The sequence below is a fragment of the Saliphagus sp. GCM10025334 genome, assembly GCF_042663485.1.
In the GTDB taxonomy this organism is placed as follows: Archaea; Halobacteriota; Halobacteria; order Halobacteriales; family Natrialbaceae; genus Natronosalvus.
The window spans coordinates 1-15,256 of sequence record NZ_JBHTAF010000002.1; the positions used below are offsets into that span (position 1 = coordinate 1).

Sequence of the window (15,256 nt, forward strand, 5' to 3'; positions counted from 1 at the left end):
GTTCGGGCAAGATCATGCGTCGCCTGCTCGAGGACATCGCCTCGGGCAACGAACTCGGCGACACCTCGACGCTCCGGAACCCGGACGTCGTCGAGGACATCGCTGCCCAGGTTGGGGACGACTGAGGAGGGGCCTGGGTAGATCACCGCTTATCGATTATCGAGACCACAATCACAGCACACGATACACGAACGATACAATGTCAGATAATACCACTCACGAATCGGAGCGAGAGGAACGGACGGTCGTGACAGACGGCGGCCGTTCGGACGTCGAACGAGAGAAGGAGATCGACTACCTGGACGTCGAGATCAACCTGCTGAAGCCGGGAACGCCGTTCATGCGGGATCACAACAGAGTCATCCTGACGGGGTTCTTCCTCTGGGCGATCATCGTCTTCGGGCCGGTCACTGCGACGCGGCTGGCGCCGGATCTGATGACCCAGCCGATTCCAGGGCTGGGGTTCCCGCTTCACTACTTCCTGATCGCAGTCGGCGGCCCGGGCGGCGCACTCCTCCTGTCGGTCTGGTACGTGCGTAAGCGCGACAAGATCGACGAGAAGTACGGAATCGAGCAGGTACAGACGCCAGAAACGACCCGAACCGACACGAGCTCGGAGCCGGCGGCAACTGACGGGGGTGTCGATCGATGAACGGCCTCGCGTTCGCGGCGCTCTCGCTGATCGGGGACGCCGCCGTCGTGCTGCAAGCGGACGAAGAACTGCTCCCGGAGGGCCTGAACATCGGGTTCAAGCCGATCCCGGCGATCATCGTCATCGCGATGATGGGCCTGTTCCTGGCGGCCGGCGTCTTCTACAAAGTCGCCGACACGTCGGACATGTGGGTCGCCGGCCGCTCGATCGGGAACGTCGAGAACGGGATGGCTATCGGCTCCAACTGGATGTCGGCAGCATCCTATCTCGGCATGGCTGCGCTCATCGCACTGTCGGGCGTCTACGGGCTGGCGTTCGTCGTCGGCTGGACCGCCGGCTACTTCGTCCTGCTCATCTTCCTGGCCGCCCAGATGCGCCGGTTCGGGAAGTACACCGCGCCGGACTTCATCGGCGATCGATTCAACTCCGACGCCGCTCGCGCTATCGCGGCGGTCACGACGTTCCTCATCGGGTTCGTCTACGCGCTCGGGCAGGCCCGCGGGATGGGACTGGTCGGCCTGTACATCCTCGGCGACCCCGGTATTCCTGGCCTGAGCGGCTATCAGGCGATGATGGTCATCTTCATGGTCATCACGATCGCGTACCTTTCGCTGTCGGGGATGCTCGGCGCGACCAAAACGATGGTCCTCCAGTACGTCATCCTCATCGGCGCGTTCCTGATCGGACTGTGGGTGACCGGGTACACCGCTGGCTACTCGTCAGTCCTCCCCCAGCTCGAGTACGGAATGTTGATCAGCGAACTCAGCGCCGAGTTCTCCGAGCCGTTCGTGAACCAGAGTTACTACGTCTGGATCGCGACGGCGTTCAGCCTGATCTTCGGAACCTGCGGACTCCCGCACGTCCTCGTTCGTTTCTACACGGTCGAGAACGAGCGAACCGCCCGCTGGTCGTGTACCTGGGGACTGTTCTTCATCAGCCTGCTGTACCTCTCGGCGCCTGCGTACGCGGCATTCGGGACCGATCTATACAGCAGCGAGGTCCAGCCCGCATACGGTGACCCGGGCATGAGTGCCGAGGCCGGCGACGTCATCGTCGTGCTGGCAACGCAGCTGGCCGGCCTGCCCACCTGGCTCGTCGGCATCGTCGCGGCGGGCGGCATCGCCGCGGCGGTCGCGACCGTCGCCGGACTGTTCATCGCCGGCTCGTCGGCGATCTCCCACGACATCTACGCGAACATCATCAACCCCGACGCGACCCAACGCCAGCAGGTCCTCGTCGGCAGACTGAGCATCGTCGCACTCGGCGCGCTGACGATCCTGTTCTCGCTCGACCCGTCCGCCCCGATCGCCGCGCTGGTCTCGTTCGCGTTCTCGCTGGCAGCCACGGTGCTGTTCCCGATGTTCTTCCTCGGACTCTGGTGGGAGAAGACGAACCGCCAGGGGGCACTCGCCGGGATGTCCACTGGGCTGATCCTCTGGCTCATCCCGATGTTCAACGAGGGGCACTTCCAGATCGCGCCCCTGGGAATCGAGTTCCTCGAGACCTGGATGCCCGCGATCGGCTCCGGACTGATCGGCGTTCCGGTCGTCTTCGCCGTCACGATCGTCGTGTCGCTGGTGACGCCCGAACCGCCCCTCCAGACCAAGCAGATGGTTCGGCAGTGTCACAGCCCGGATCCGATGCCGAAGGACAAGACGGCGGCCGACGTCGTCAGGGAACGAAACGGAAACGGACCCACCCCAGCGGACGACTGACCAATGTACGAACGCATACTCATCCCGACGGACGGTAGCAGCGTGGCGGAAGTAGCGGTCGATCACGGGCTCGACCTCGCGGAGAAGTACGGCGCGGAAGTACACGCGCTGTACGTCGTCGACACCGACGCGGTGGCCTACGGCCTCGGAACGGAACAGGTCGATCGCCTCAGACAGGGCGACTTCCAGGGAATGACCGAGCTTCGCGAGAAGGCGGAGGCCGCGACCGGGTACGTTCGTGACCTGGCCTCGGCGAGGGGCCTCTCGGTGGTCGAACACTACTCGGGCGGTCGACCGCACGCCCTGATCGCCGACTATGTCGAGGACAACGACGTCGACCTCGTCGTCATGGGCAGCCACGGTCGCTCCGGGGTCAGACGCGCCCTGCTGGGCAGCGTCACCGAACGGACCCTGCGGTCGACGACCGTTCCGGTGCTCGTCGTCGACGCCCGGAAGTCGGTCGACGAATAACGGTAGACCCGGTAACCCGTTCCGTTTTTCGTGTTTTCATCGCTCAGTAGTATCGGTCTCGAGACTACGGTTCGCGTTCGCAGTGACCATCGGCTCGCGTTCGGTGACGACCTCGAGAACCCCGCCCCACCCTCACCGCTTCTCGCCGGAGCCGGACCACTCCCGGGCCAGTTCGAGATTCCAGACGAACGCGAAGTAGGCGACGATTCCCGCGAGCATGAGCGCGTAGTACGCCCAGGTTGGTCCCTCGAGGGCGCTGAAGATGAGCTCGACGATCGTCACCCAGATGATCGCGAACAGCAAGTCGACCAGCATTCCCCACCGCTCCTCGCGGGCGGTCTCGAGCCACGCGCCCGGCTTCATTGCGAGTCACCCTGCGCCGCCAGCGATCCAGTCGAGTGCATGCCAGTGTGTGTCCCGGTGCGAGCAAAAAGCTACCGCCGAAGCGGCTCTCGGGTTCCGCCGTCGATTTCGGCCGATCGAGCACAGGGTTGCGGGGCCAGACGTGCGATCGCGGATCCGGGCACGCCAGTACGGATCCGAACGCACATATGTCCCAGCAAGCTACGCGTTCGTATGAACGAGCGTCGCGACCCCGAGGTCGCCGTCCTCCGACTCGGCCACCGCCCCGGGCGAGACGAGCGAATGACGACTCACGTCGGCCTGACGGCCCGGGCGCTGGGTGCCGACCGCGTCCTCCTCCCGGACAACGCCGGCCAGTCCCTCGAGACGGTCGCGGACATCACCGAGCGCTTCGGTGGGCCGTTCGCAGTCGAGTTAACCGGCTCCCCACAGGGAGTCATCCGCGGGTGGGAGGGCAAGGTGGTCCACCTGACGATGTACGGCGAGCGCGTCCAGGACGTCGAGGACGCCGTTCGAATGACCCACCACGAGAACGGCGCCCCCCTCCTGGTCGTCGTCGGCGCCGAGAAAGTGCCCTTCGACGTCTACGAGGAGGCTGACTGGAACGTCGGCGTGACGAACCAGCCCCACTCCGAGGTTGCGGGACTGGCCGTCTTCCTCGACCGCCTGTTCGAGGGGCGCGAACTCGAGCACGAGTGGGAAGACGCGGATCGGCGCGTGGTTCCGATGGAGACGGGCAAGCGGGTCGTCTCGGCCGACGAGGAGTGAGTGAGTGGCGGCAGATCGGCTGACGGAGAGTGTCGGCAGATGGCACCGAGGACACCCCCACTCGAGCGGCACGGACTCGCGGTTCGACGCCGACACGGTATACAGCGTCGTGGTCAGCGTACCGTGTAACAAGCACCGAGTAACAAGACTTAATGGCCGCATGCGATTAGTACGGGGTAATGGCTTTTGAGGACCTGCTCGAGGACCCGGTTATCCAGAAGTACTTACACGAGCTCGTCGGTCCCAAGGGGATGCCCGTCGCGGCGGCACCACCGGACGGAGAGGTGACCGACGAGGAACTCGCCGAGACGCTGGACCTCGAACTGAACGACGTGCGGCGGGCACTGTTCATCCTGTACGAGAACGACCTCGCCACCTATCGCCGCCTCCGTGACGAGGATTCCGGCTGGCTCACCTACCTCTGGACGTTCGAGTACGAGAACATCCCGGAGAACCTCGAGGAGGAACTCTACCGGCTCTACGACGCCCTCCTCGACCGCCGGGAGTACGAGCAGAATCACGAGTTCTACCTCTGTGAGATCTGTTCGATTCGCTTCGAGTTCGGCGAAGCGATGGACTTCGGCTTCGAGTGTCCCGAGTGTGGTTCGCCCGTCGAATCGATGGACAACAGTCGGCTCGTCCGCGCGATGGACGACCGCCTCGACGCCCTCGAGGACGAACTCAACGTCGAATCCACCGCCTGATGGTCGTCCTCGCAACCAAACTGTACGTCGACGGCGATGCCCGACAGCGGGCGCTGGATTCCCTGCGATCGCTGGTCGACAACGAGATCGGCGAACTCGACGTCGAGTTCGAGATCGGCGTCCGACACGACGACTTCCCCTCCGTCACGATCGAGGGCGAGGACGCCGTCGTCGCCCGCAACGTCCTCCGCGAGGAGTGGGGCGAAATCGTCCCCGACCTGGAGGCCGGAGAAACCTACGTCGGCACGCTCGAATCGTGGGACGACAACGGGTTCGTCCTCGACGTCGGAACCGAGACCGGGGTTCGAATCCCGGCCGACCAGCTGGGCCTGGGGCCGGGATCGCCTGCACAGGTCAGAGAGCGCTTCGGCCTGGTCCAGCACCTGCCGTTGCAGTTCGTCTACCGACCGGACGAGGCGGACGGTTCGCGGCTGACCGACGCCGAACGCGACCGCCTCTTCGAGTGGACGCGCGGGACCGGCCGCCTGAACGTCAACAGCGCGACCCGCGCGGAGGTCCGGGCGACGCTCAACCGCGCCGGCCACGCCCAGGACTACGTCACGATCGAACGGCTGGGCTTACTCGAGCAGAGCGTCATCTGTACGGACGACACGGACCCGCCGGGGCTACTCTCGAGCATCGGCTCGTACCTGCCGGCGGAGTTGCGCTGCGTCGTTCCCTGATATGGCACCTGTCACCCGCCGCCTCGTCCTCGCAACGCTCGCCGTCGCCCTGCTCGCGACGACTGCCGGGTGTACGATGCTCTTTGGCGGCATCTCCGACGAGACCCTCGACGAGTCCCAGTCGTACGATGATCTCCGGGACCGCGAGGCGGACGTCGCCATCGACGTCGAGAGCGGATCGTTCATCAGTGACGGAGAATTCCGCGCCGTCTACGACCTGAACGACACCGAAGACGTGTCGCTGTACCGGTCGACCCTCTACCGCGAGGAGCCACTCGAGGTTCGGGCCGTTCGCTACTGGTACCCGAACGGCACCGAACTCACCGGCTCCGAACTCGAGGTCGACCAGGACCGCTCGAGCACCGACATCCGAGTTCCGGACGGCAACGGGACGCTGGCGTTCACCGGGCCCGCGAGCCAGCGTCAGTTCTACCTGCCGGCGTACGTCGAGGGGTCCTACGAGGTCATCCTCCCTGCCGGATATCGATCGACGAACTACCTCTTCGGGTCGGTGAACCCGGGCGGGCACGAGCGGGAGGTCGTCGACGACCGGGAGCATCTCCGGTGGGACCACGTCGATAGCTCGATCTCGATCCGGTACTACCTGGGACGGGACGTCTTCATCTTCGCCGGCGTCGTCCTCGTGGTCGTCACCGTCGGTGGTGCCGGCGTCGCCTACTACTACCGGAAGATCAAGGCCCTCGAAGAGAAACGGAAGTCGATGGGCCTCGACGTCGAGCTCGAGGACGACTCGGGAAAGGGGCCGCCCCCGGGGATGTAGGCAGCTCGAGGCGTGGGTACAGTGGATACAGGCAGCTCTCGAGGCGTGATGCTCAGGACAGCGACAGACCGCGGATCTCGACCGTGTCACCTTCCTCGACGCGTCCGATGACCTCCCCGTCGGTCTCGTCGACGAGTGCCTCGGCGTCTGACTCGCCCAGAGCCACCACGAATCCGGTCCCCATGTTGAACGTGCGGTGCATCTCCTCGTCGGCGACGTTCCCCTCCTCGGCGACGAACTCGAAGATCGGCTGGGCCGGCAGGGGATCCTCGATCACGTACCGGTTCTCGCCCATTCGGAGCAGGTTCGTCCACCCGCCGCCTGTGACGTGTGCGGCGGCTCGAACGTCGTGGCGTCGCATCGGCTCGAGCAAGTGTGTGTACAGACGGGTCGGTCGAAGCAGTTCCTCGCCGATGGTGACCTCGGGGTCCAGCGGAAAGGTGTCGCCGTAGTCGTGGTTCCGGGTCACAGCCTCGCGGGCGAGCGTGAGGCCGTTCGAGTGGATGCCGTTCGAGGGGAAGCCGACGAGGACGTCGCCCGCCTCGGCGTCTTCATCGAGAATTTCGTCTTTGAGCGCGAGACCGGCGCAGGTTCCGGCGAGGTCGAAGCCGGTGACGACCTCGGGCATGACCGCGGTTTCGCCGCCGAGGAGGGTGAGGTTCGCTTCTTCGAGACCGGTCGCCAGCCCCTCACCGATTTCGGCGGTGAGGTCGTGGTCGGGTTCGTCGACCGCGAGGTAGTCGACGAACGCGACCGGTTCGACGCCCGCGGCGACGAGGTCGTTGACGTTCATCGCGATGCAGTCGATACCGATGGTCGAGAAGTCTTCGATGGCCTCGGCGACGAGGAGCTTGGTGCCGACCCCGTCGGTCGCCAGCGCGAGGTAGCGGTCGCCGATGTCGAGCAGGCCGGCGTACTCGGTCGTTATGCCGCTCCCGAACGCCTCGAGGAGCGCGGCCGTGGCGTCTTCGCTGGCGTCGATGTCGACACCCGTCTCGGCGTAGGTGAGTTCCTCTGGCTCGCTATCACTGTCCTTGTCGACGTCCCCAGCGCTGTCGCCGTCGCCGTCGCCGGAACCACCCCCCACCTCGTTCGCCTCGTTGGTCATGCTCGAGAGAGCACGGGGCGAGGCCAAAAGGTCACCGGTCCAGCGTCGGAGGGGGCGAGGCGGCGGATCCCACGCCGAGCGGCAGCATCGCGTGCGGCGGTGTCGAGTGCGGCATTGTCGAGTACGGCAGTGTGGCGTTCGGCAGTTCGATCAACCGCTCGAGGTCAGGCGTCACCGACAGCCAGTTCGAGGGCGCCCTCGGACGTGACGGACTCCGCCTTCTCGAGTAATGCAACGTCGCCCTTGTCCCTGTCGTACTCGACGAGCCCGTGATCCGCTACCATCGGGAGATGCACGTGGACGAGCGAAACGTGAACGTCCCGCCGAACGCGTCGACGGTCCTCGGCGTCGTCGTCCGGCAGACACTCCCGTCTCGAGATCGTCTCGGCAAGGCCATCGACTGTATCCTGCCCTCGCATCGTGAGTATAGTGAGGAGCCGTCGTCGTCGTGGATTCGCGAGTATCCGATGTGCGACCTCCTGATTGCGAACCGTCGGTCGTGTCTTTGACATCGTACCAGTCCATTTTCGAGTATCGAGGTGAGAACTGCGCCTAACCATGCAGGTGCGTCGACAGGAGGCCGCATCCAGGCACTGTCGACGGCGAAACACGCAACGGCAGCAATAGCGAACCGCGAACCCGCTCGAGTCGGTACCCGATCAAAACGGACTCGAGAGGTAGGCCTTCGGAATCGCGTTCCGAACCGTAACCAGCGGGTCGACAACCTGGCTGATCTCGAGGCCGCCGACCAGGCTCGAGAACATGTACGCCTCGGTATCGTCGAAGTCGTGCTCGGCGCCAAGCAACGCGATGGCATCCTGGTTCGCGAGCTCGCAGGCCGCCTCGAGCGTCTCGGCGCTCGCCAGCGACTTCCAGGCGTCGCTCGTCTCGACCAGCGGGCGCTCGAGGCTCGTCGCAGGGTCGGAGAGCACCTCGAGGGTGACGTCGATCTCGGTGGCGATTTCGGCGCCGGTGCCGCACATCTCGCCATCGGCCATCGCGGCCTTGCAGTCGCCCATCGCGAGCATAGCGCCCTCCTGGAAGACGGGGAAGTAGACCGCGTTGCCGGTCGTGATATCGGTCGTATCGAGGTTGCCGCCGTGGTCGTGGGGCACGAGCGTGCTGTAGCCGTCCTCGGCGGTGGCGACGCCGATGGTTCCAATCACCGGCGCGAGCGGCACCTCGAGGTCCTCGAACACGAGCGCGTCGTCCTCGACCGGCGTCATCTTCGATCGCGGAGCATCGACGTTCTCGTGGCCGTCGAGCAGCCCGAAGCCGTCGATGGTGACGACCCGGCCCGCGTTCTCCGCGACGCGGATTTCCTCGATCTCGACCCGGAGTACGTCCCCTGGCGAGGATCCGTCGACCGCGATGGGACCGGTCGCCGCGTTCACCTCCTCGGGAACCGCCTCGAGGACGTCCGAGTCCTCCTGAATCGCACCCTCGAGGCTGTCGGCCGTCTCGACGGTCAGGCTATCGCCCGAGTCGACGGTGATCGTTGGCTCGAGATCGGGAGTGAACTCGTAGAGTTTGCCGTCCTCGTAGCTGATCGTGTGGTCGGTATCGATATCGGTCATGGCTCGAGTACAAAGAGGGATGGCCCGGCCATCAAACCGCGTGGTCGTTCGCGGCCGTCGACCGTTCCAGTTCGATGAGGTGGCCCTCGAGTGCTCAGAACGTCACCCCACCCTCGAACGTCGCCACCAGCGTCCCGTCCTCGAGAGGATCCGGCGCCGTAGTCTCGCGTTCCTCCGGGTCGAGGGCAGCACCCGCGTCCCGGTAGTCGGCTCTCGCGACGCCACCCCTGTCGATGGCGTAGACGACCGCGCTGAATCCGATGTCGGCCTCCCAGACCGCTCCGTCATCGGAGAAACCCGCTGTCGCGCCGGCCGCACGCAGCAAGAAGACGGTCGTGACTCCCTCGTGCCAGTCGAAGGTCTCACGTTCTCGAACGCTGTGACCGATGCGGAGAATTCGACCCGAACCGGATCGGTCACACAGCAGGTCGTGAGTGAGGTACGCTTCGTCGAACGCGATGAGGTAATCGATCACCGCCTCTTCGTCGAATCCCTCCGGCATGACGGGGTAGGGGATCGTTTCGGCCGTCTCGTACTCTTCGTGGTCATCCCCGTACTCTACCTCGACCGTCTCCGACTCGACGTCGCACTCGGGCCGGGTCGGTTCGCCGTCGAACGCCTCGAGGACGCGGCTCTCGTCCCCACCGCCGTCAGCCCCACCGTCATCGCCGTTCCCACCGTTTTCAGCGTCGTTTCTGTCGTCCACACTCGAGGGCCTGGCTTCGTCGGCCAGACAGCCCGCCGCGGCCGCCGTCATGGCACCGAGTGCAGCCAGTATCGCTCGCCTGTTCATACCCGTTCGTACGAGAACAGCGGTGAAAAAGCCGATGAAGGGTAAAATCGTCGTTTTAGCTTGAAAGAACGGATCGAGATTAGAACGGGAGACCGAACTCGAGGTAAAACAGCGCGAGCAGGCCGGCACACGTCGCGAACGTCACCGCGAAGACCGGCTTGCTCCACTCGAGGACGGACTTGCCGTCGAGCGGCCCGAATGGGATCATGTTGAACGCGGCCAGGAACAGGTTGATCACGACGCCCATGTGTCCGACCTGCTGGAGGAGTGCGGGTCCCTCGAGCGCCCGCGTCCCGACGAGCATCGGCAAGAAGAGCCCGGCGAGGATCAGGTTCGTCACCGGGCCGGCGACGGAAATCAGCCCGTTCTCGCGATAGGTAATCCGTCCCCGGTGGTAGACGGCGCCCGGCGCGGCGAAGAGGAAGCCGATCAGCGCGCTCATGATCGCGAGAAAGAGCATCTGGTAGTCCGCCCGAAACGCCGCGACCTGGCCGAAGCGAACCGCGACGACCTTGTGAGCGAGTTCGTGCAAGAGGAACGCGACGCCGACGGTGACGAAGCTCAGCGCGATCATCGTCGCGAAGTGGCCAGCCGAAGCCAGTCCGAGGTGGATGGGGGCGAGCAGGAGGGCGAACGCGACGCTCAGGACGATCCACGCGAGCGCCAGGTCGAACAGTTCCCGGTCGCTGAACGTGAGTGGGGAGGGTCGTTCGTAGCTCACGAGAGGACCTCGTAGATCAACTCGAGGCTGTTCTGTGCGCCCCTGATGAGTTCGTTCATCAACGCGTCGACCCCGCCGAGTTCACCGCCGGCCAGCCACGGTAAGACGACCAGCGGGAAGAGGAACGTCGCGATCATGCTCCCGACGTTCGTCAGCGCGACGATCATGATGAGTCGGAACAGCGGCACGTCGAACATCTCCTCGATGGACTCCGTGATGGGTTTCGACGTGTCGCCGATGATGGTGTTGAGCGTCCTGATGTCCGTGACGTTCACCGGGCGGTACCGGAGTTCGACGTACCCGGCGAACCAGCCGGGAGCCAGCAGCGGGTTGATGCTCGTGAGCCAGGCGATGGCGCCGCCGACGCCGGCGCTGGTCCAGCGCGCCCCGGCCAGGCGAGCCAGCGTGAACGCGAAGACGCCGTTGAACAGGAACCACGCGAGAAACACCTTGAGCAAGAAGATGTCCCGGACGCCGGCCATCAACAGGAGGAAGAAGAAGCCGACGAACGCGACCATCACGAGATAGCCGATGACCTTGAAGATCGAGAACCGACGACTCGATGCCGTTCCCGTGATCGACTCCATGGGCGGCAGGGTCTCGGGCGCCGCGAGGTAGCGTTCGATGCCGGCCTTGTGACCGGCGCCGACGACGGCGACGACGTCGTAGCCCTGGCCCCTGAGCGTGTGGAGTTTGTGGGCGATGAAGGCGTCTCGCTCGTCGATCAGCGCGTTGGCCCCGCTCGGACTGAACCGGCGGAACTCCTCCATCATGGCGGCGACGACGTCCCCGTCGGTCATCTCCTCGATGTCGATCTCCTCGATGTTCTCGACGTCCGACGTGAGCGCTTCGAGCAAGAGACCGACGGCCGCGCCGATGGCGACGCCGATCCCGAGTCCGACGAGTCCGCTGACGATGCCACGGATAGCGAAGTCCCCGGCCGCCTCGAGTGCACCGGCGTCGAACGGGCCGACGAACGTCTCGGTTGCGACCAGTACCCCCATTCCGACGACGCCGAGCGCGGCACCCGTAACCACCCGGAGCGAGGACCCGCTGAGCAAGCCACCGGTGTACTCCCCCGCGTGCTCGAGTGACGGGAGAAAGAGCAATCCGACGAACAGCCCGCCGATCAGCCCGATGCCGATGGCGCCCACGTACTGGAGCATCGTCGGATTCGTAATTCCGAGGCCGAGTGCGCTCTCGAGGCCGGCCGTCGTGGCGAACAGGGTTCCGAAGAGGAGCCCGAGGGCGAGACCGAACACCCCGCCGAAGGCGACTGAAAGCGTCCGGGGGTCGGTGACTCCGAGGGCGAGCCCGCCGACCATCTTGAGCTTCTCGGTGGCGGTGAGCCGTGCCCAGAACCGTTGGATCGTCACCTGAATGTCCCGGTCGACGAGGGCGACGCCGTGGCCGTTTCGCTCGGCCGCCTCGATGGCCGCCTTCATGTCGGCGCCGGGTTCGACGTCGAACTGTTCGCCGAGGCGAGACTGGACGTACGAGAGCATCCAGTAGGCCAGAAACTGGAAGACGGTGTTGCCGCTCAGGAGATCCTTCGCTTCGATGTCGTCGGGCGTGCCGCCCTGCATCTGGCGGTACCGCCCCTCGTCGAGTTCGACGGCGACGACGTCGGGGTCCTCGCGGTCGATCGTCTCGTGGACGTCGTCGACGCTCCGCTGGGAGACGTGGGCCGTCCCGAGAACGTGAATCGAGCCACGACTGCGTTCCGGTGGTTCGGGCGGGTCCGGAACGGTCGCGTCACCTGCATCGCTCATTGTCGGGGTAACTCGCTCACGGCTTTTACCAGTATCGAAGGGTAACGAAATGTTCCTCGAGCGGTAGGCGGACGATCCGATACCGGTTCCGGGTACGAGCGCCCGATCACCGTCGTCGACGACCACCGGTCAGTGCGGCCACCTCGAGAAGCAGCGCCGGAGGGACGAGGCCGAGCACGGCGATCCCCGCCAGACGGAACGTCAGGCTGTCGATCGACCGCGCGGCCAGCCACGCGAGACCGAGCATGGCGGCGAGAACGAGGCCGCCGACGAGTAGCTGACCGGGGACCCCGAGCCATCGACGAAGGCTTCTGTAGCTGTCTCTATCTCTACCTCTGCCACTGTCTCGAGCACCCATCTGTGCGTTCGTCCCGAGTCCGCACGCGACCGTCATAAGTGCTGGTGCTGATACTCGAGGCGCGTCGCAGGTGATCGAACCCGATCGAAAGAAACTGATTCCCGGGCGGAGAAGCCAGCAGCGATGACCGCGCTCCTCGAGACGCTGATCGAAAACCGCGAGATGGTCCAGCCGAATCACTCGAACAACCTCGAGACGGCCCACGGGGGGAACGTCATGCTCTGGATGGACGAGATCGGCGCGATGTCGGCGATGCGGTTTTCGGGCGAGACCTGCGTCACGGCCCGGGTCGACCGAATGAACTTCGAGCGGCCGATCCAGGTCGGCGACGTGGCGTTCATCTCGGCGTACGTCTTCGAGGCCGGTCGGACGAGCATCAAGACGCGACTCCGGACCTACCGCGAGGACCTCCGGACGGGCGAGCGAGAGAAGACGACCGAGTCGGTCTTCACGTTCGTCGCCGTCGACGACGACGGCAAGCCGACCCCGGTTCCGGACCTGACGGTCGAGTCCGAGCGCGGCGACGAGTTGCGTCGGGAGGCTCTGGAGTACGATACCGGCGACCGCTGAGCGCACGGTGACACGAGCAGCGACCACGTTGGGAGAGCCAGTACCGGACCACCCCGGCGCCCCACCGACGGAACGCGACCGACGCTACTAACCCGACGAGCACCGTCAGCCCCGACGATGAGAATCGCGATCACGGGTGGCACCGGATTCGTGGGGTCACACCTGGTTCGACGCCTCGGCGACGACGGGCACGATCTCGTACTGATCGCTCGAGGGCTCGACGAACGAAACGTCGACCTGCTCGAGCGTGAGAACGTCGAATTCGTTCCAGCCGCCGTGACCGACGAGCGGACGCTACGCGAGGCATTCGTCGACTGCGAGGCCGTGGTCCACCTCGCCGGAATCAATCACGAGCGCGGGGCACAGACGTACGAGGCCGTCCACGTCGACGGGACGAGGAACGTGGTTGAGGCGGCGACCGACGCGGACGTCTCGACGCTCGTCCTCACGAGCTACCTGCGTGCCCGCCCGGATTGTGGGTGGCGATACCACGAGTCGAAGTGGGCAGTCGAGCGGATAGTCCGCCGGTCGGGACTCGAGTACACGGTCGTCAAACCCGGCGTGGTCTACGGACCGGGGGACCGGATGCTGTGGGGAATCGCCCGCTCGCTGGCGACCGTCCCGGTGTTTCCGCGTGTCGGGCTCGGCGAGCGCCGGATTCGACCCGTGGCGATCGAGGACCTCGTCGACGTACTGGCAGCGTCGATCGTCGAGGATCGGCTCTCGGAGACGACGGTCGCCGTCGCGGGCCCGAAGGAACTGACGGTCGCGGAACTCGTGAAGCGGGTGGGCGACGCAATCGGACGGAACCCCATCGTCGTCCCCGCGCCGGTCCGGGCACACCTCGCCTCGGCCTGGGCCCAGGAACGGATTCTCGAGACGCCGGTCGTGACGACCGCCGGCGTCCGGATGCTCGCCGAGGAGGCGACGGAGCCGGCGCCGGAAGCCGTGTGCGATCCCTTACCGGAGGCCCTCGAGCCAACCCGGCCGTGCTCGAGGCGGCGAATCGAGGCGGGGCTACCACAACTCGAGCCGTTCGGCGTCGGAGATCTCCGGTGGCCCTGACGGTCGAGGACGATCCGTCGAGTCCGAGTTCGCCCCTTCCCCGCCCTTCTGAACCTACGGAAACCGAACCGTCTCGTCGACGGGATCGATCTCGACCCGTCCGCCGATCGGGATGGGGACGGTCGGCCAGGCGTGGCCGAACTCGAGTCCCTGCACCACCGGCGCGTCGGGATTGTACTCCGCGAGGACGTCCGCGACGACCTCGCGCTGTTGCTCTCGGTAGGTTTCGCGCCACTCGGGCGGTCGGTCCTCCTCGTGTGACCGGGACGTGGGTCGACCGACGAGCACGCCCGCGAAGCGCTCGAGGAGACCGCGTTCACCCAATGCGCGCAACACGCCGGCGACCCACTCGGGGACGGGGACCTCCTCGGAGGTCTCGAGGGCGAGTACCGTCCCCTCGAGCGCGGCGTCCCCTGGCAGGTACCGGTCCGCGAGGAACTGCTGGTCGATGATCTCGAGACAGCCGCCCCAGACCTGTCCGGCGACGGCGTCGGTCCCGCCCGACCAGTGCCAGCCGTCGCTCGCTTCCGTCTCACGTGGCTCCTCGAGGGCCTCGGGATCGGCCCAGTTGCCGGGCTGGTCGGTGAATCGCTGGGCCGGTTCGACCGTCCCGATAGAATCCTCGAAGAACGCCCGTTCGGCGTACTCGATGGTGTGATCGAACATCTCGCCGTCCATCGCCAGTTCGACCATCACCGCGGGGCCGTAGAACGAGACGATCCCGAGGTTCCACAGGTACGTCGCGAGGTTGGTGTTGTCGCTGTAGCCGTAGAATCGCGTTGGGTTCTCGCGGAGGACGTCCGGCTCGAGGTGTGAGAGCATCCGGATCTGGTCGTTGCCGCCGATGACGGCAATTACCCCGTCGACGTCGGGGTCCACGAAGGCGTCCATCACGTCCCTCGCTCGCGCTTCGGGGTTCTCGTAGAGTTCCTCCCGGCCCATCTCCGTGGTCGGATACTCGACCGGCTCGAGGTCGAAGACGGTCCGCAGGCGCTCGAGTCCCAGTTCGTAGACGTGAGGTGCCTCGAGTGCGGGATTCGACGCCGGGGCGACGACGGCGATCCGGCTTCCGCGCTCGAGCGGCGGTGGCGTGACGAACTCTTGATCGTCCATAGGTGTGACTGTGCCGGTCGGCTCAAGAAACTATGCCAGGTT

At 65.6% G+C, this 15,256-nt stretch carries 18 protein-coding genes; 9 read left to right on the forward strand and 9 right to left on the reverse strand.

The window, feature by feature from the left end; translation table 11 throughout:
* Window positions 1-199 precede the first annotated feature (199 nt).
* Genes ACFQO4_RS08310 through ACFQO4_RS08320 form a run of 3 tightly spaced genes read left to right on the forward strand, consistent with a single transcriptional unit; the run spans window position 200 to window position 2,838 of the window.
* A complete protein-coding gene (locus tag ACFQO4_RS08310) occupies window positions 200-652 on the forward strand; it encodes a DUF4212 domain-containing protein (RefSeq protein WP_500260488.1) in 453 nt (150 codons plus the stop codon).
* Entirely contained in the window at window positions 649-2,367 is a 1,719-nt protein-coding gene (locus tag ACFQO4_RS08315) for a VC_2705 family sodium/solute symporter (RefSeq protein WP_500260489.1), read from the forward strand. Before ACFQO4_RS08310 ends, ACFQO4_RS08315 begins: the two co-directional genes overlap by 4 nt.
* A gap of 3 nt (window positions 2,368-2,370) precedes the next feature.
* Window positions 2,371-2,838 (forward strand): universal stress protein, encoded by a 468-nt coding sequence (locus ACFQO4_RS08320; RefSeq protein ID WP_500260490.1) that lies wholly within the window; start codon window positions 2,371-2,373, stop codon window positions 2,836-2,838.
* Between the two features lie 132 nt (window positions 2,839-2,970).
* Here ACFQO4_RS08320 and ACFQO4_RS08325 read toward each other — a convergent pair whose 3' ends face one another.
* Window positions 2,971-3,201 (reverse strand): DUF8119 family protein, encoded by a 231-nt coding sequence (locus tag ACFQO4_RS08325; RefSeq protein WP_500260491.1) that lies wholly within the window; start codon window positions 3,199-3,201, stop codon window positions 2,971-2,973.
* A 213-nt stretch (window positions 3,202-3,414) separates the two neighbouring features.
* Between ACFQO4_RS08325 and ACFQO4_RS08330 the strand changes: the two genes are divergently transcribed.
* The 4 genes from ACFQO4_RS08330 (at window position 3,415) to ACFQO4_RS08345 (ending at window position 6,137) form a co-directional block, all read left to right on the forward strand.
* Entirely contained in the window at window positions 3,415-3,969 is a 555-nt protein-coding gene (locus tag ACFQO4_RS08330) for a tRNA (cytidine(56)-2'-O)-methyltransferase (RefSeq protein WP_500260492.1), read from the forward strand.
* A 179-nt stretch (window positions 3,970-4,148) separates the two neighbouring features.
* Complete coding sequence (locus ACFQO4_RS08335) at window positions 4,149-4,673, forward strand: transcription factor (protein WP_254158196.1); 525 nt, start codon at window positions 4,149-4,151, stop codon at window positions 4,671-4,673.
* Window positions 4,673-5,356, forward strand: coding sequence for a DUF2110 family protein (locus ACFQO4_RS08340; RefSeq protein WP_500260493.1), 684 nt, complete (start codon window positions 4,673-4,675; stop codon window positions 5,354-5,356). The genes ACFQO4_RS08335 and ACFQO4_RS08340 overlap by 1 nt, the downstream gene beginning before the upstream one ends.
* A gap of 1 nt (window position 5,357) precedes the next feature.
* On the forward strand, window positions 5,358-6,137 hold the full coding sequence (locus ACFQO4_RS08345) for a DUF5803 family protein (protein ID WP_500260494.1): 780 nt from the start codon (window positions 5,358-5,360) through the stop codon (window positions 6,135-6,137).
* 52 nt (window positions 6,138-6,189) lie between these two features.
* Here ACFQO4_RS08345 and purM read toward each other — a convergent pair whose 3' ends face one another.
* The 7 genes from purM to ACFQO4_RS08380 form a co-directional block, all read right to left on the reverse strand.
* Window positions 6,190-7,245, reverse strand: coding sequence for a phosphoribosylformylglycinamidine cyclo-ligase (gene purM / locus ACFQO4_RS08350; RefSeq protein ID WP_500260495.1), 1,056 nt, complete (start codon window positions 7,243-7,245; stop codon window positions 6,190-6,192).
* A 164-nt stretch (window positions 7,246-7,409) separates the two neighbouring features.
* The gene (locus ACFQO4_RS08355) at window positions 7,410-7,805 is read right to left on the reverse strand and encodes a DUF7344 domain-containing protein (protein ID WP_500260496.1); all 396 of its coding nucleotides are present in this window, start codon (window positions 7,803-7,805) and stop codon (window positions 7,410-7,412) included.
* A 99-nt stretch (window positions 7,806-7,904) separates the two neighbouring features.
* Window positions 7,905-8,822: an acetamidase/formamidase family protein gene (locus tag ACFQO4_RS08360; RefSeq protein ID WP_500260497.1), complete on the reverse strand. Its 918-nt coding sequence runs from the start codon at window positions 8,820-8,822 to the stop codon at window positions 7,905-7,907.
* Between the two features lie 94 nt (window positions 8,823-8,916).
* Window positions 8,917-9,615, reverse strand: a complete 699-nt coding sequence (locus ACFQO4_RS08365) for a hypothetical protein (RefSeq protein WP_500260498.1) — start codon at window positions 9,613-9,615, stop codon at window positions 8,917-8,919.
* 79 nt (window positions 9,616-9,694) lie between these two features.
* The gene (locus ACFQO4_RS08370; protein WP_500260499.1) at window positions 9,695-10,336 is read right to left on the reverse strand and encodes a zinc metalloprotease; all 642 of its coding nucleotides are present in this window, start codon (window positions 10,334-10,336) and stop codon (window positions 9,695-9,697) included.
* A complete protein-coding gene (locus ACFQO4_RS08375) occupies window positions 10,333-12,108 on the reverse strand; it encodes a TraB/GumN family protein (protein WP_500260500.1) in 1,776 nt (591 codons plus the stop codon). The genes ACFQO4_RS08370 and ACFQO4_RS08375 overlap by 4 nt, the downstream gene beginning before the upstream one ends.
* 106 nt (window positions 12,109-12,214) lie before the next feature.
* Window positions 12,215-12,502 carry a hypothetical protein gene (locus ACFQO4_RS08380; protein WP_500260501.1) on the reverse strand — a complete coding sequence of 96 codons (288 nt, stop codon included), beginning with the start codon at window positions 12,500-12,502 and terminating at the stop codon, window positions 12,215-12,217.
* An 87-nt stretch (window positions 12,503-12,589) separates the two neighbouring features.
* Here ACFQO4_RS08380 and ACFQO4_RS08385 point away from each other — a divergent pair, with 87 nt between their 5' ends.
* Entirely contained in the window at window positions 12,590-13,036 is a 447-nt protein-coding gene (locus ACFQO4_RS08385; protein WP_312909603.1) for an acyl-CoA thioesterase, read from the forward strand.
* Between the two features lie 117 nt (window positions 13,037-13,153).
* Entirely contained in the window at window positions 13,154-14,101 is a 948-nt protein-coding gene (locus tag ACFQO4_RS08390) for an NAD-dependent epimerase/dehydratase family protein (RefSeq protein WP_500260502.1), read from the forward strand.
* Between the two features lie 54 nt (window positions 14,102-14,155).
* On the opposite strand, the gene ACFQO4_RS08395 is transcribed toward ACFQO4_RS08390, so the two are convergent.
* The gene (locus tag ACFQO4_RS08395; protein WP_500260503.1) at window positions 14,156-15,214 is read right to left on the reverse strand and encodes a S66 family peptidase; all 1,059 of its coding nucleotides are present in this window, start codon (window positions 15,212-15,214) and stop codon (window positions 14,156-14,158) included.
* Between the last annotated feature and the right edge of the window lie 42 nt (window positions 15,215-15,256).

What these genes read in the sequence shown, in the direction of transcription:
- ACFQO4_RS08330 (WP_500260492.1), top strand. Translation starts at nt 3,415, where the DNA reads ATGAACGAGCGTCGCGACCCCGAGGTCGCCGTCCTCCGACTCGGCCAC.
- ACFQO4_RS08360 (WP_500260497.1), bottom strand. Translation starts at nt 8,822, where the DNA reads ATGACCGATATCGATACCGACCACACGATCAGCTACGAGGACGGCAAA.
- ACFQO4_RS08375 (WP_500260500.1), bottom strand. Translation starts at nt 12,108, where the DNA reads ATGAGCGATGCAGGTGACGCGACCGTTCCGGACCCGCCCGAACCACCG.
- ACFQO4_RS08315 (WP_500260489.1), top strand. Translation starts at nt 649, where the DNA reads ATGAACGGCCTCGCGTTCGCGGCGCTCTCGCTGATCGGGGACGCCGCC.
- ACFQO4_RS08355 (WP_500260496.1), bottom strand. Translation starts at nt 7,805, where the DNA reads ATGGTTAGGCGCAGTTCTCACCTCGATACTCGAAAATGGACTGGTACG.
- ACFQO4_RS08320 (WP_500260490.1), top strand. Translation starts at nt 2,371, where the DNA reads ATGTACGAACGCATACTCATCCCGACGGACGGTAGCAGCGTGGCGGAA.
- purM (WP_500260495.1), bottom strand. Translation starts at nt 7,245, where the DNA reads ATGACCAACGAGGCGAACGAGGTGGGGGGTGGTTCCGGCGACGGCGAC.
- ACFQO4_RS08385 (WP_312909603.1), top strand. Translation starts at nt 12,590, where the DNA reads ATGACCGCGCTCCTCGAGACGCTGATCGAAAACCGCGAGATGGTCCAG.
- ACFQO4_RS08325 (WP_500260491.1), bottom strand. Translation starts at nt 3,201, where the DNA reads ATGAAGCCGGGCGCGTGGCTCGAGACCGCCCGCGAGGAGCGGTGGGGA.
- ACFQO4_RS08395 (WP_500260503.1), bottom strand. Translation starts at nt 15,214, where the DNA reads ATGGACGATCAAGAGTTCGTCACGCCACCGCCGCTCGAGCGCGGAAGC.
- ACFQO4_RS08380 (WP_500260501.1), bottom strand. Translation starts at nt 12,502, where the DNA reads ATGACGGTCGCGTGCGGACTCGGGACGAACGCACAGATGGGTGCTCGA.
- ACFQO4_RS08340 (WP_500260493.1), top strand. Translation starts at nt 4,673, where the DNA reads ATGGTCGTCCTCGCAACCAAACTGTACGTCGACGGCGATGCCCGACAG.
- ACFQO4_RS08335 (WP_254158196.1), top strand. Translation starts at nt 4,149, where the DNA reads ATGGCTTTTGAGGACCTGCTCGAGGACCCGGTTATCCAGAAGTACTTA.
- ACFQO4_RS08390 (WP_500260502.1), top strand. Translation starts at nt 13,154, where the DNA reads ATGAGAATCGCGATCACGGGTGGCACCGGATTCGTGGGGTCACACCTG.
- ACFQO4_RS08345 (WP_500260494.1), top strand. Translation starts at nt 5,358, where the DNA reads ATGGCACCTGTCACCCGCCGCCTCGTCCTCGCAACGCTCGCCGTCGCC.
- ACFQO4_RS08310 (WP_500260488.1), top strand. Translation starts at nt 200, where the DNA reads ATGTCAGATAATACCACTCACGAATCGGAGCGAGAGGAACGGACGGTC.
- ACFQO4_RS08365 (WP_500260498.1), bottom strand. Translation starts at nt 9,615, where the DNA reads ATGAACAGGCGAGCGATACTGGCTGCACTCGGTGCCATGACGGCGGCC.